The following is a 12,953-nucleotide window of genomic DNA, read 5'->3' as shown; positions in this document are numbered from 1 at the left end:
GAGTCCCGATGACCCAGCCCCGCGCCACTCCCGCGGCGAGAACCGACAGCACCCAGGACGCCCCGAGTACCGGAACCCACACCGGCCAGACCATCCCCGGCACCGCCCTCACCACCGCCCCCTCCCTCGCCGAACTCCGCCGTCGCCTCACCACCGAACTCGACCCCGCCGCCCGCGCCTGGCTGGAGCACGCCCTCGACGAGGCCGCCGCCCACCCCGGCGTCCACGGGCCGATCTCCGCCTGGGAGCTGCGTCTCGCCGAGGCCGGACGCCGCTGCGGAGCCGCGCACGCCGACGCCGCACGGGTCCTCATCCTCGACGCGGCCCGCGCCGGCACCGACGCCCTGACCCGGGTCTACTTCCAGGGCACCGCCGACGAGCGCCGCGCCGTCCTGCACGCCCTGCCGCACCTGGTGCCCGGCCCCGACGCCCTGCCCCTCGTCGAGGACGCCCTGCGCACCAACGACACCCGGCTCCTCACCGCCGCCGTCGGCCCGTACGCCGCCCGGCACCTCACCGCCCACGCCTGGCGTCACGCCGTGCTGAAGTGCCTGTTCACCGGCGTCCCCGTCGAGCACGTGGCGGACCTGGGCCGGCGCGCCCACGGCGACGGCGAACTCGCCCGCATGCTGGGCGACTACGCCGCCGAGCGCTCCGCGGCCGGCCGCCCCGTCCCCGAGGACCTGTACCGCGTCCTGGACCTGACCGAGCCCGTGACGCCCACCGCCGGCCCGGACGACCCCCACGGCAAGGAGTCCTGATGCGCATCTTCGACCCCCACATCCACATGACCTCCCGGACCACCGACGACTACGAGGCCATGTACGCCGCCGGTGTGCGCGCCGTCGTCGAACCCTCCTTCTGGCTCGGCCAGCCCCGGACCTCGCCCGCCTCCTTCCGTGACTACTTCGACTCCCTCCTCGGCTGGGAGCCCTTCCGTGCCGCCCAGTACGGCATCGCCCACCACTGCACCATCGCCCTCAACCCCAAGGAGGCGAACGACCCGCGCTGCACACCCGTCCTCGACGAGCTGCCCCGGTATCTCGTCAAGGACAACGTCGTCGCGGTCGGCGAGGTGGGCTACGACGCCATGACCCCGGCCGAGGACACCGCCCTCGCCACCCAGCTCCAGCTCGCCGCCGACCACGGCCTGCCCGCCCTCGTGCACACCCCGCACCGCGACAAGCTCGCCGGTCTGCGCCGCACCATCGACGCCATCCGTGAGTCCGCGCTGCCCCCGGAGCGCGTCCTGGTCGACCACCTCAACGAGACCACCGTCAAGGAGGCCAAGGACAGCGGCTGCTGGCTGGGCTTCTCCGTCTATCCCGACACCAAGATGGACGAGGAGCGGATGGTCGCGATCCTGCGCGCCTACGGCACCGAGCAGGTCCTGGTGAACTCCGCCGCCGACTGGGGGAAGAGCGACCCCCTCAAGACCCGCAAGGTAGGCGACCTGATGCTGGCCGAGGGCTTCGGCGAGGACGACGTCGACCAGGTGCTGTGGCGCAACCCCGTCGCCTTCTACGGACTCAGCGGCCGCCTGAACCTCGACGTCACCGGCACGGAGGCCACCCACGAGGGCAACTCCGTCCTGCGCGGCGTCCCCAAGGACCCGCACGAGCCGGACCCCGGACCCGCCGCGCCGGCTCGCGTGCCCGGCACGGAGGCGTGAGCCATGCGCTTCCGCCACCCCGACGGATCCACCGTCCACCTCGCCTACTGCACCAACGTCCACCCCGCCGAGACCCTCGACGGCGTCCTCGCCCAGCTCCGCGACCACTGCGAACCCGTCCGCCGCCGGCTCGGCCGCGACCGGCTCGGCATCGGGCTGTGGCTCGCCAAGGACGCCGCACACGCCCTCGTCACCGACCCGTCCGCCCTGCGCGGCCTGCGCACCGAGCTCGACCGGCGGGGCCTCGAGGTCGTCACCCTCAACGGCTTCCCCTACGAGGGCTTCGGCGCCGAGGAAGTCAAGTACCGCGTCTACAAACCGGACTGGGCCGACCCGGAACGCCTCGACCACACCACCGCCCTGGCCCGTGTCCTCGCCGGGCTCCTCCCCGACGACGTCACCGACGGGACCATCTCCACCCTGCCCCTGGCCTGGCGCACCGCGTACGACGACCATCGCGCCGAAACCGCCCGCACCGCTCTGCGCACCCTCGCGGAACGCCTCGACGCCCTCGAGGAGCTGACCGGCCGCTCCATCCGCGTCGGCCTGGAACCGGAACCCGGCTGCGTCGTCGAGACGACTCGCGATGCCATCGCCCCCCTCACCGCGATCGGCCACGACCGCATCGGCATCTGCGTCGACACCTGCCACCTCGCCACCTCCTTCGAAGACCCGCACACCGCCCTGGACGCCCTCACCGAGGCCCGCGTCCCCGTCGTCAAGTCCCAGCTCTCCGCCGCCCTGCACGCCGAGCACCCCCATCTGCCCGAGGTCCGCCAGGCCCTCGCCGCCTTCGCCGAACCCCGCTTCCTGCACCAGACCCGTACCTCCACCGCCGCCGGCCTGCGCGCCACCGACGACCTCGACGAGGCCCTCGCGGGCCACGCCCTGCCGGACGGCGCACCCTGGCGCGCCCATTTCCACGTCCCCCTGCACGCGGCCCCCGCCGCACCCCTCACCTCCACCCTCCCGGTCCTCAAAACCGCACTGACCCGGCTCGTCGGCGGCCCGGCCCCGCTCACCCACCACCTGGAGGTCGAGACCTACACCTGGCAGGCCCTCCCACCCGAGCTGCGCCCCAAGGGCCGCTCCCAGCTCGCCGACGGCATCGCCGCCGAACTCACCCTCGCCCGCGACCTGTTGACGGACCTCGGCCTGAAGGAGCTGCCATGAGCACCCGTGAGGACCCGGCCCCGGCCCCCGCGGACCGGCCCACCCCGCTCCTCGTCCTCGACGTCGTCGGTCTCACCCCCCGTCTCCTCGACCACATGCCCCACCTCAAGGCACTCGGCCGGTCCGGCTCCCGCGCCCCGCTGGGCACCGTCCTGCCCGCCGTCACCTGCGCCGCCCAGTCCACGTTCCTCACCGGCACCATGCCCTCGGAGCACGGCATCGTCGGCAACGGCTGGTACTTCCGCGAACTCGGCGACGTCCTGCTGTGGCGCCAGCACAACGGACTCGTGGCCGGCGACAAGCTCTGGGACGCCGCCCGCCGCGCCCACCCCGGCTACACCGTCGCCAACATCTGCTGGTGGTACGCCATGGGCGCCGACACCGACATCACCGTCACCCCCCGTCCGGTCTACTACGCCGACGGCCGCAAGGAGCCCGACTGCTACACCCGGCCGGCCGCCCTTCACGACGAACTCACCGAGAAGTTCGGCACGTTCCCCCTTTTCCATTTCTGGGGCCCCGGGGCGGACCTCGTCTCCAGCCGGTGGATCATCGACGCGACCCGCCACATCGTCCGCACCCGGCACCCCGACCTGGCGCTCTGCTACCTCCCTCACCTCGACTACGACTTGCAGCGCTTCGGCCCCGACGACCCGCGCTCGCTGAAGGCGGCCACCGACCTCGACGCCGCCATGGCCCCGCTGCTGGACGACGCCCGCGCCGAGGGCCGAACCGTCGTCGCGCTGTCCGAGTACGGCATCACCCCCGTGAACCGGCCCGTCGACATCAACCGTGCCCTGCGCCGCGCGGGCCTGCTCGAGGTGCACACGCAGGACGGCATGGAGTACCTGGACCCGATGGCGTCCCGCGCCTTCGCGGTCGCCGACCACCAGATCGCCCACGTCTACGTACGCCGCCCCGAGGACCTCGACGCCACCCGGGCCGCCCTCGACGGCCTCCCCGGCATCGCGCAACTCCTCGACGACGAGGGCAAGAAGACCCACCATCTCGACCATCCGCGTGCGGGCGAACTCGTCGCCGTGGCGGAACCGGACGCCTGGTTCACGTACTACTACTGGCTCGACGATGCACACGCGCCCGACTTCGCGCGACTCGTCGAGATCCACCGCAAACCCGGCTACGACCCGGTCGAGCTCTTCATGGATCCCCTCGACCCCTACGTCAAGGTCAAGGCGGCCACCGCGCTGGCGCGCAAGAAACTCGGCATGCGCTACCGCATGGCGGTCGTGCCCCTCGACCCGTCACCTATTCGCGGCAGCCACGGCCGCCTTCCGGAGAGCGACGACGACGGTCCGCTCCTCATCTGCTCCACCCCCCGCGCTGTCGGCGACCGCGTCGCGGCCACCGATGTGAAGTCACTGCTGCTCCGACTCGCCGGTCTCGACTGACGCCTCAGCCCTCAGTCCCGACTGGTCACAAGTGAAGCACTCACCACTGACAACGCCCCGCGATCACGAGGAGTTCCACACATGAGCCGCTTCTCCCAGCCCGACCCCGAGCTCAGCCACCGCCTCAGCAGACGAGGCATGCTGGGCGTGGCCGCGGGCGCCACAGCCGCGGCCCTGCTCGGTGCCGCGTCCCCCGCGACCGCCGCCACGGACAACGCGACGGCCGCCACCGGCACCGCGTCCGGGGCGAAGGGCCGCGGCCGCCCCGTCCTGCCGCCCGGCCGCCTCGGCATCCAGCTCTACAGCCTGCGCGACAAGGTCTCCACCCTCGGTTTCGGCCCCGTCTTCGCCGAACTGGAGCGGTACGGCTACGACGAGGTCGAGTTCGCCGGCTACACCCAGGGCTCGGCCGGCCCCATCACGCTCGCCCAGCTCAAGCGGCTGGCCCGCAACCACGGCCTGAACCCCATCGGCAGCCACGTCGGCTACTACTCCGACGACCCGAAGGCCTACACCTTCGCCCAGAACCTCGAGAAGGTCCTCGACGATGCCCAGGCCCTCGGTCTGAAGCACATCGGCACGGCCGCCGGCCCGTTCCGCTACGGCTCGACCGTGGACGCCTGGAAGCGCGCCGCCGAGGACTTCAACACCTACGGCGCGGCCGCCAGGGCCCGGGGCATGAAGTTCTACCAGCACAACCACTCCGAGGAGTTCTCCTTCGCCACCGACAACCCCAAGGTCCGGCTCTACGACGTCCTGCTCAAGGAGACCGACCCGGACCTCGTCTACCTGGAGATGGACATCTACTGGGCGTACGTGGGCCAGTTCCGGTTCTCCAAGCGGCCCGACGGCACGCCCGCGCCGTTCGAACCGCTCCACTACGTCCTGCGCAGGCCCGACCGCTATCCGCTGTTCCACGTGAAGGACGGCGAGAGCGACCCGTCGAACCCGTACGGCTACCGCATGACCGACGTGGGCGACGGCGACATCGACTACCAGCGGTTCATCTCGGCCGTGACCCGGCTGCGCGGCCACCGTCTGGCCCACCATTGGCAGGCCGAGCACGACAACCCGGCCGAGTCCTTCACCTTCGCCCGCCGCTCCAGCGCGCACCTGCACTCGCTGCGGGAGAAGTGCTGACGGCCGTGCGAGCGAGGTGCGCGGGGTGACACCGGGACCGGCGGCGGAGCGGCTGCCGGGGGACTTCCCCGGGTGACACGGACACCGGCGGGGGAGTGGCTGCGGGAACGTCCTCGGGTGACACGGACACCGGTGGGGGAGTGGCTGCCGGAAACTTCCCGGAGTGCCAGCTGCTGCCGTGAGCAGAGACCGCCGGGGCATCGGCCGGCCGGAGCCGGTCAGCCGATGCCCTGCCGGTCCGGGCGCAGGGCGAACGCGCGGTCCGCCGGGCTCAGGGCCGACTCGTCGACCGCCTGGCGGAGCAGCTCGCGATGGCGCAGCAGCGGCTCGCGGCGCTCCGGTGGCGCGAGCAGCATCAGGTCGTCCAGCCCGGCCAGCATCCGGCGCGACACCTGCGGGCTCCCGACAGCGCATCCCCGTACCTCGGTGAACCCCAGATCGACCAGCTGGGTCCACCCCGGCACGGGCTGCACCAGCCGCACCGTGCCGTCGCGGTCGCGGTGCAGGGCGGCGTCCAGTGGATACCGGCTCAGCGCGGCCAGGAGCTGCACGACACGGTCCAGCGCCTGGACGGCCGTCGTCGGATCGTTGATCGCCGGAGACAGGGCGCGCAGCGCGATGTCGGACAACTGCCGCAGCCCGAAGCCGAGATCCTGGTGGTAGGTCCGCTCCACGCCCACCGATGTCGTATAGCGCAGCGCGCCGCGCGGCGGCGCGGAGCCGCCGTGCACCGCCAGCACAGGCGTGCCCGGCACCACGAAGTCCCCGATCCGCGGGACCAGCCGCAGCACGACCCCGTGCTTGCGCGCCACCCGCACCAGCCGTGCGACGTGCACGTCCCGCAGCACACCCGCCCGGCCCTCGTGCGGCACCCACGCGGTCACGGAACCGAGGCCGGGCATGTCCTGTCCGCCCGTCGGCGCGGGCATCGAGGCGATCACCCGGAAGGACTCCGCGGCGATCCGCGCGATCACATGGCTGACCCGCATCAGCCGCAGTGTGGCGTTCACGTACAGGACGAAGAGCAGCAGGCTCAGCGCGACCATGCAGAGTGTGAGGACCGACTGCACCAAAGGCAGCGTCGACACGTCACGAGGGTCGTCGGCGGTGTCGAAGGCCGTCAGGACCAGCAGGGTCAGCACGAAGGTCGCCAGGAACACCGCGAAGGTCGCCTTGGTGATCCGGCTGCGCACGAAGAGCCGCACCACACGGGGGGTGAACTGCCCGCTCGCCATCTGCACGGCCACCAGCGAGATGCTGAAGACGACACCGATGAAGGTCATCATCGCCGAGCTGACGACGTTCACGACGGTCTTCGCGTCCTGCGCGAACCGCAGCAGCTCGTCCAGCGTCTCGTAGTCGCCGTCCTCCTGGAGCGCCTCGACGACGGCCGTGTCGAGCGCCTGCGCCGCCACCCAGACCACGAAGACACTCACCATCGCGGCGGTCGGGGCGAACCAGAACGTGTCCCGCAGATGCTCCCTGAAGGGCGACAGCGCACGCGGGCGGCGCCCTGCGAGAGGGCTCTGCGTAACCATCCAGTCACTCATGGTGTGACCCTAGGCGTATCGCAGGGCGAGGTCCCGGACCCCCGCCATATGGAAGGAAACGCAGGTGAAAGGCACTCCGAAACCTTGGTATGGTTGTCCCTGTCGCCGCGGGGAACAGCCCCCGCGAGGCGGCGGACACCTCGTCCGGGTGGCGGAATGGCAGACGCGCTAGCTTGAGGTGCTAGTGCCCTTTATCGGGCGTGGGGGTTCAAGTCCCCCCTCGGACACGGACCAGCTCGGGCGGGTCGGGAAGCTTCCCGACCCGCCCGAGCTGTTTTCCGACGAGGCCCGGGTGGCCCACCGCGCCCAGCTCCTCAGCCCCGGTATCCCCGCAGCTTGCGATACAGCGTCGCCCTTCCTATCCCCAGCGCCGTCGCCGCACGGGCCTTGTTGCCGCCGTGCAGGCGCAGGGCCTCCAGGATCGCGGCGCGCTCGGCGTGTTCCATCGGGCTGAGGGGGCGCGCGGCCGGTCCTTCCCGCACGGCGTCCGGCAGCTCCGCCCGGCGGACCGGCCCGGACAGCCGCCGGTGCTCCGCGAGAGCCCGGACGACATGGGCAAGCTCCGTGACGTTCCCGGGCCACGGATACAGCTCGAGGGCGCGCAGGGCGTCGAGGGTCCACGTCAAGGGCGGCTGCCCGGGCGCCGGCCGCGGGGCGAGGGCCGGCAGCAGCTCCCGTATGTCCTCGGTGCGTTCCCGCAGTGGGGGGAGGGTCACCGAACGGGCGGACAGCTTGTCCAGCAGGCGCTGTAGACAGGGGCCGACCGGAGTGCCGGGCGTGTAGGTGACCAGGAGCGGGGTGTCGGGGTGCGCGTCGAGCAGGGAGTTGAGCGCGGCCACGCCGGGCTGTGCGAGACGCTCGGCGTGACGGAGCAGCAGTGGGCGGTCGGCCTGCCAGGCGGGCAGGGCCTGTGCCAGTCCGGCGTCCCGCGCCGCGTCCGCCTCCTGGACGGGGCCGGGCCCCAGCAGTTCCCGGGCCAGGGCGGACTTGCCCACGCCCCGCTCACCGGTGAGCAGCAGCGGCTCGCGGGAGCGCGCGAGCTCGACCGCGCGACCGACGGCGTGCCGCCAGGGGCCCGAGGAGCCGGTCAGGGCAACCGACGGAGCAGACGAGCCCGGCACCGGGGGCGGCGGAGCGTCGACCGGTTCCAGGAGGGCGACGATTCCCACGACCGCTCCGTCCAGACGCACCGGGTTGATCCGTGCGGTGCACCCGGCGCCCTCCGGCAACTCCACGAGCCCGGACACCACCGCCGCCTCGGGCGACGTCGCCGGAGCCGTGCCGTCCGCGTGCCGCGCGCTGACCGCCCTACGCTCCAGCGCCGCCAGGACCTCCGACGTCGCCAACCGTTGCGCGGCAGCGCTGATCAGCCGGTTGCGGCCGTCGAGGGCAGCCACGGCCCGGTCCTGCCCGGCCCGCAGGTACGCGTCCAGCAGCACCCGCTCGACCCGCCCCGCCCGCGCCCGCAGCTCCGCCTCCACAGCGGTCGCCGCCGCCTCGGCCAGGGCCGCCTGCGGATGCGGGCGTACCGCGCACAGCGGCGACGCGACGGTCACCGTGCCGAGCACCTGACCGTTCTCCGGCCCGAGCAGCGGAACGCTCACGGCGGACACGTCCTGCCACCGGTCGAGGAAGTGCTCGGGCCCGTGCATCTCGGCCCGGCGCCGGGTGCGCAGAGCCAGGGCCGCGCTGTTGCTGCCGACCTCCTGCTCCGACAGAACCGCGCCCGCGTCGAGCCCGGCCATGCTTCCCGCCGTCCACAGCACGCGCAGCCGCTCGTCGGTGAGGACGAGGACCGACCCGCCCGTGCCCAGGGCGGGGACGATCCGGTCCGCCACCGGCCGGGCGGCAGCGATCAGCGCCGAATCGACAGGTCGCGCCGGGCCCGCGGTCGGCCCCTCCAAGTCGTGCGGCACTCCGAAGAACCGCGCCCGCCGCCACGCCGCGACGACCTCCTCCGGCACGCCGTCGGGCAGCGGGCATCCCGACAGGAAGCGCTCGCGGGCGAGGCGCAGCGAGGACAGGGTGGTGGCTGCGGGGGAGGGGTCTGTGGTGGTCACGGCACAGCCACCGTAGCGGGTTCCGTTGAACGCCCAACAACCGCGGGTCGGTCCCCCGGGGGTGTCTCGTAATGAGACACCCGCGGCCGGACCGAGCACGCCATGATCATGAACATCCAACTCCCCGCCGCCCGACCTCTCTTCGCAGGAGCACCCCGTGTCCACCGTCGTCGAGACCGACGTCCTGATCGTGGGCAGTGGCCCGGCCGGTGCCTCGGCCGCGCTCGCCCTGAGCACCTACGGCGTGCCCAACATCGTGGTCACCCGCTACGCGAGCCTCGCCGACACCCCCCGCGCGCACATCACCAACCAGCGCACCATGGAGGTGCTGCGCGACCTCGGCGTCGAGGACGAGGTCATCGCGCAGGCCACCCCGCAGCACCTGATGGGCAACACGACCTTCTGCACCAGCCTGGCGGGCGAGGAACTGGGCCGGGTGCGCTCCTGGGGCAACGACCCGCTCGTGCAGGCCGCCCACGAACTCGCCAGCCCCACCCGCATGTGCGACATGCCGCAGCACCTCATGGAGCCGGTCCTGGTCAACGCGGCCGTCGCCCGCGGCACCCGGCTCCGCTTCCAGAACGAGTACGTCTCCCACACCCAGGACGCCGACGGCGTCACGGCCACCGTCCGAGACCGGCTGCGCGGTGACACGTACGAGATCCGCGCCAAGTACCTGATCGGCGCCGACGGCGGACGGTCCAAGGTCGCCGAGGACGCCGGTCTGCCGATGGGCGGCCAGATGGGCGTGGCCGGCAGCATCAACATCGTCTTCGAGGCGGACCTCGCCCGGTACACCGCCCACCGCCCCTCCACCCTCTACTGGGTCCTCGCGCCCGGCGCGACGGTCGGCGGCATCGGAGCGGGTCTGGTGCGCTGCGTCCGCCCCTGGAACGAGTGGCTGATCGTCTGGGGCTACGACGTGACCGCCGGCGCCCCCGACCTGACCACCGAGTACGCCGAGTCCATCGTCCGGGGACTCGTCGGGGACGACGACGTACCGGTGACCGTGAAATCGACCTCGGCGTGGACCGTCAACGAGATGTACGCCGAGACGTACGCGAACGGTCGCGTGTTCTGCGCCGGCGACGCCGTGCACCGCCATCCGCCGTCCAACGGCCTCGGCTCCAACACCTCCATTCAGGACGCCTACAACCTGGCCTGGAAGCTCAAGCTCGTCCTCGACGGCACCGCCCACCCCAGGCTGCTCGACAGTTACACCGCCGAACGCGCGCCCATCGGCCGGCAGATCGTCACCCGCGCCAACCGCTCCATCCGCGAAACCGCCCCCATCTTCGAGGCGCTCGACGGCCTCTCCCCGCAGACCCCCGAGCAGCTCTGGTCCAACATCGCCGCCCGCAAGGACGCCACCGCGGCCGCCGAGAAGCAGCGCGCCGAACTGCGCGAGGCGATCGCCTTCAAGGTCTACGAGTTCAACGCGCACGGCGTCGACCTCAACCAGCGCTACACCTCCGGGGCGATCGTCCCGGACGGCACACCCGACCCCGGCTTCGACCGCGACCCCGAGCTGTACCACCAGCCTTCCTCCCGTCCCGGCGCCCGGCTCCCGCACGCCTGGATCACCTCCGGCACCCGCACCCTGTCCACCCTCGACACCGCCGGCCGGGGCCGCTTCACCCTGCTGACCGGCATCGGGGGAGAGGCCTGGGTGCGGGCTGCCGAAGCCCAGGAGGTGGAGATCGCCACGGTGGTGATCGGCCCCGGGCAGGAGTACGAGGACCCCTACGGGGACTGGGCGCGACTCAGCGAGATCTCCGACGGAGGCGCCCTGCTCGTCCGCCCCGACGGGTTCGTCGCCTTCCGGCACGCCTCGGCCGCCCCGGACGCCGGAGAGCTGCTGGCCGACGCTCTCCGGCGGATCCTCGGACACGCCTGAGCGCGCCATCATGGATGAAGAGGAAGAAACGGAAGAAGCGGACGCCGACGACGAGGAGCCGGGGATGACCACCGACGCGACCGGGGCCAGCGTCACCGAGCAGGCCGTCGCCAGTCTCCGCGGGACCGCCGACCCGCGGCTGCGCGAGCTGCTCACCGGCCTCGTCCGCCACCTGCACGACTTCGCGCGCGAGACCCGGCTCACGCAGGAGGAGTGGGAGAAGACGATCGCCTTCCTCACGGCGACCGGACAGGCCTGCACCGACACCCGGCAGGAGTTCATCCTGCTGTCCGACGTGCTCGGCCTCTCCATGCTCGTGGAGACCGTCCACGGCCACCACGCGCCCGGGGCCACCGAGTCGACCGTGCTGGGGCCCTTCCACATGACCGAGTCGCCGGTCCGCGCCCTCGGTGACGACATCGACCTGGTCGGCGGCGGCGAGCCGTGCGTCGTCAGCGGCCGGGTGCGGTCCGAGGACGGCACCCCGCTGCCCGGCGCCGCCGTCGACGTCTGGCAGGCCGACGACAAGGGCTACTACGACGTCCAGCAGCCCGGCGTGCAGCCCGCCGGCAACGGGCGCGGACTGTTCACCGCGGACACCGAGGGCCGCTTCTGGTTCCGCACCTGCGTCCCGGCGCCGTACCCGATCCCCACCGACGGCCCGGTCGGCGACCTGCTGCGCGCGACCGGACGGCACCCCTACCGTCCCGCGCACATCCACTTCATCGCCACCGCCGCGGAACACACGCCCGTCACCACCCACATCTTCGTGGCCGGTGGCGACTACCTCGACTCCGACGCGGTGTTCGCCGTGAAGCGGAGCCTCGTCCAGGACTTCGCGATGACCGACGACCCGTCCCTCGCCCGGGAGTTCGGCGTGCCCAACCCCTTCCGGCACGCCCGCTTCGACCTCGTCCTGGAGCGCGCGTCATGACCTTCCAGGACGACTTCTCCTACGAGACCCGCCCCGTACGCGTCGTCTTCCGTCCCGGCGCCGCCGTCACCGCCACCCCGGACGAGGCCGCACGCCTCGGTCTGCGGCGACTGCTCGTCGTATGCGGCCACCGGGGCGAACCCGTCGCCCGCGCCGTCGCGGACGCCCTCGGCGACACCTGCGCGGGCGTGCACGCCGAGGCGCGGATGCACGTGCCCGTCGAGGACGCCGACCGGGCCGTCGCCGCCGCACGCGCGGCCGGGGCGGACGGGTGCGTCGCGGTCGGCGGCGGCTCCGCCATCGGCCTCGGCAAGGCGATCGCCCTGCGCACCGGCTTGCCGCTGATCGCCGTCCCCTCCACCTACGCGGGTTCCGAGATGACCCCGGTCTGGGGCCTGACCGAGCACGGCACCAAGCGCACCGGCCGCGACCCGGCCGTGCAGCCCCGCAGCGTCGTCTACGACCCCCGGCTCACCCTCTCCCTCCCGGTAGCGCTGACCGTGACCAGCGGCGTCAACGCGCTGGCACACGCCGTCGAGGCGCTGTACGCCCCGGACGCATCACCGCTCATCTCCGTCATGGCCGAAGAGGGCGTGCGGGCCATGGCCGAAGCTCTGCCGCGGCTGACCGCAGACCCGGAGGACCTGGACGCGCGCAGCCGTGCCCTGTACGCGGCGTGGCTGTGCGGCTCCTGCCTCGGCGCCACCACGATGGGGCTGCACCACAAGACGTGCCACGTCCTCGGCGGCACGTACGGACTGCCGCACGCCGAGACCCACACCGTGGTGCTGCCCTACGCCCTCGCCTACAACGCCCCCGCCGCCCCACAAGCGTTGACCGTACTGCGCCGGGCCCTCGACACCGAGGACGTGCCCCGCGCCCTGTGGGACCTGGTCGGCCGCCTCGGCGCACCACGGTCCCTCGCCGAACTCGGCCTGGCCCAAGGCGACGTGACACCGGCGGCGAACCAGGTCGCGGGCGAGCCCTACGCCAACCCGCGCCCGGTGACGGCGGACGGCGTCCGGGCCGTGCTGCTCGCGGCCTACGAGGGAGGCCCACCGGAGCCGGCTCGACTCCGGCTCGCGGACAGCGGATGACCGCAAGGGCTCCTACGGTCC

General features: G+C 72.7%; 10 protein-coding genes and 1 tRNA gene. 9 read left to right on the top strand and 2 right to left on the bottom strand.

Translation table 11 applies throughout. The features are described from left to right. Positions 1–8: 8 nt before the first annotated feature. The 5 genes from IE97_RS0127450 (at position 9) to IE97_RS0127430 (ending at position 5,394) form a co-directional block, all read left to right on the top strand. Positions 9–761: an EboA domain-containing protein gene (locus IE97_RS0127450; RefSeq protein WP_030246016.1), complete on the top strand. Its 753-nt coding sequence runs from the start codon at positions 9–11 to the stop codon at positions 759–761. Then, a complete protein-coding gene (locus IE97_RS0127445) occupies positions 761–1,672 on the top strand; it encodes a TatD family hydrolase (protein ID WP_030246013.1) in 912 nt (303 codons plus the stop codon). Before IE97_RS0127450 ends, IE97_RS0127445 begins: the two co-directional genes overlap by 1 nt. Positions 1,673–1,675: 3 nt before the next feature. After that, on the top strand, positions 1,676–2,845 hold the full coding sequence (eboE, locus tag IE97_RS0127440; protein WP_030246011.1) for a metabolite traffic protein EboE: 1,170 nt from the start codon (positions 1,676–1,678) through the stop codon (positions 2,843–2,845). Then, positions 2,842–4,254, top strand: coding sequence for a nucleotide pyrophosphatase/phosphodiesterase family protein (locus IE97_RS0127435; RefSeq protein WP_030246008.1), 1,413 nt, complete (start codon positions 2,842–2,844; stop codon positions 4,252–4,254). Before eboE ends, IE97_RS0127435 begins: the two co-directional genes overlap by 4 nt. Positions 4,255–4,335: 81 nt before the next feature. Beyond that, positions 4,336–5,394 carry a sugar phosphate isomerase/epimerase family protein gene (locus IE97_RS0127430; RefSeq protein WP_030246005.1) on the top strand — a complete coding sequence of 353 codons (1,059 nt, stop codon included), beginning with the start codon at positions 4,336–4,338 and terminating at the stop codon, positions 5,392–5,394. Positions 5,395–5,612: 218 nt separating this feature from the next. Here the strand turns inward: IE97_RS0127430 and IE97_RS0127425 are convergent, their stop codons facing one another. Continuing rightward, positions 5,613–6,944, bottom strand: coding sequence for a DUF2254 domain-containing protein (locus IE97_RS0127425; protein WP_051705148.1), 1,332 nt, complete (start codon positions 6,942–6,944; stop codon positions 5,613–5,615). Positions 6,945–7,086: 142 nt separating this feature from the next. On the opposite strand from IE97_RS0127425, the gene IE97_RS0127420 reads away from it, so the two are divergent. Further along, positions 7,087–7,171 (top strand) — tRNA-Leu (locus IE97_RS0127420). An 87-nt stretch (positions 7,172–7,258) separates the two neighbouring features. On the opposite strand, the gene IE97_RS0127415 is transcribed toward IE97_RS0127420, so the two are convergent. Continuing rightward, a complete protein-coding gene (locus tag IE97_RS0127415; RefSeq protein WP_030245999.1) occupies positions 7,259–9,004 on the bottom strand; it encodes a helix-turn-helix domain-containing protein in 1,746 nt (581 codons plus the stop codon). A gap of 157 nt (positions 9,005–9,161) precedes the next feature. Between IE97_RS0127415 and IE97_RS0127410 the strand changes: the two genes are divergently transcribed. From IE97_RS0127410 to IE97_RS0127400, 3 genes are all read left to right on the top strand, one after another. Then, positions 9,162–10,901, top strand: a complete 1,740-nt coding sequence (locus tag IE97_RS0127410; RefSeq protein ID WP_030245997.1) for an FAD-dependent oxidoreductase — start codon at positions 9,162–9,164, stop codon at positions 10,899–10,901. Between the two features lie 64 nt (positions 10,902–10,965). After that, entirely contained in the window at positions 10,966–11,835 is an 870-nt protein-coding gene (locus tag IE97_RS0127405) for an intradiol ring-cleavage dioxygenase (protein ID WP_030245994.1), read from the top strand. Then, positions 11,832–12,932, top strand: coding sequence for a maleylacetate reductase (locus IE97_RS0127400; RefSeq protein WP_030897252.1), 1,101 nt, complete (start codon positions 11,832–11,834; stop codon positions 12,930–12,932). Before IE97_RS0127405 ends, IE97_RS0127400 begins: the two co-directional genes overlap by 4 nt. Positions 12,933–12,953 lie beyond the last annotated feature (21 nt).

This window comes from Streptomyces sp. NRRL S-455 (assembly GCF_000717875.1).
Classification (GTDB): domain Bacteria; phylum Actinomycetota; class Actinomycetes; order Streptomycetales; family Streptomycetaceae; genus Streptomyces.
Note: the sequence above shows the minus strand (reverse complement) of the source record. Positions and strands in the feature narration are given on the sequence as shown.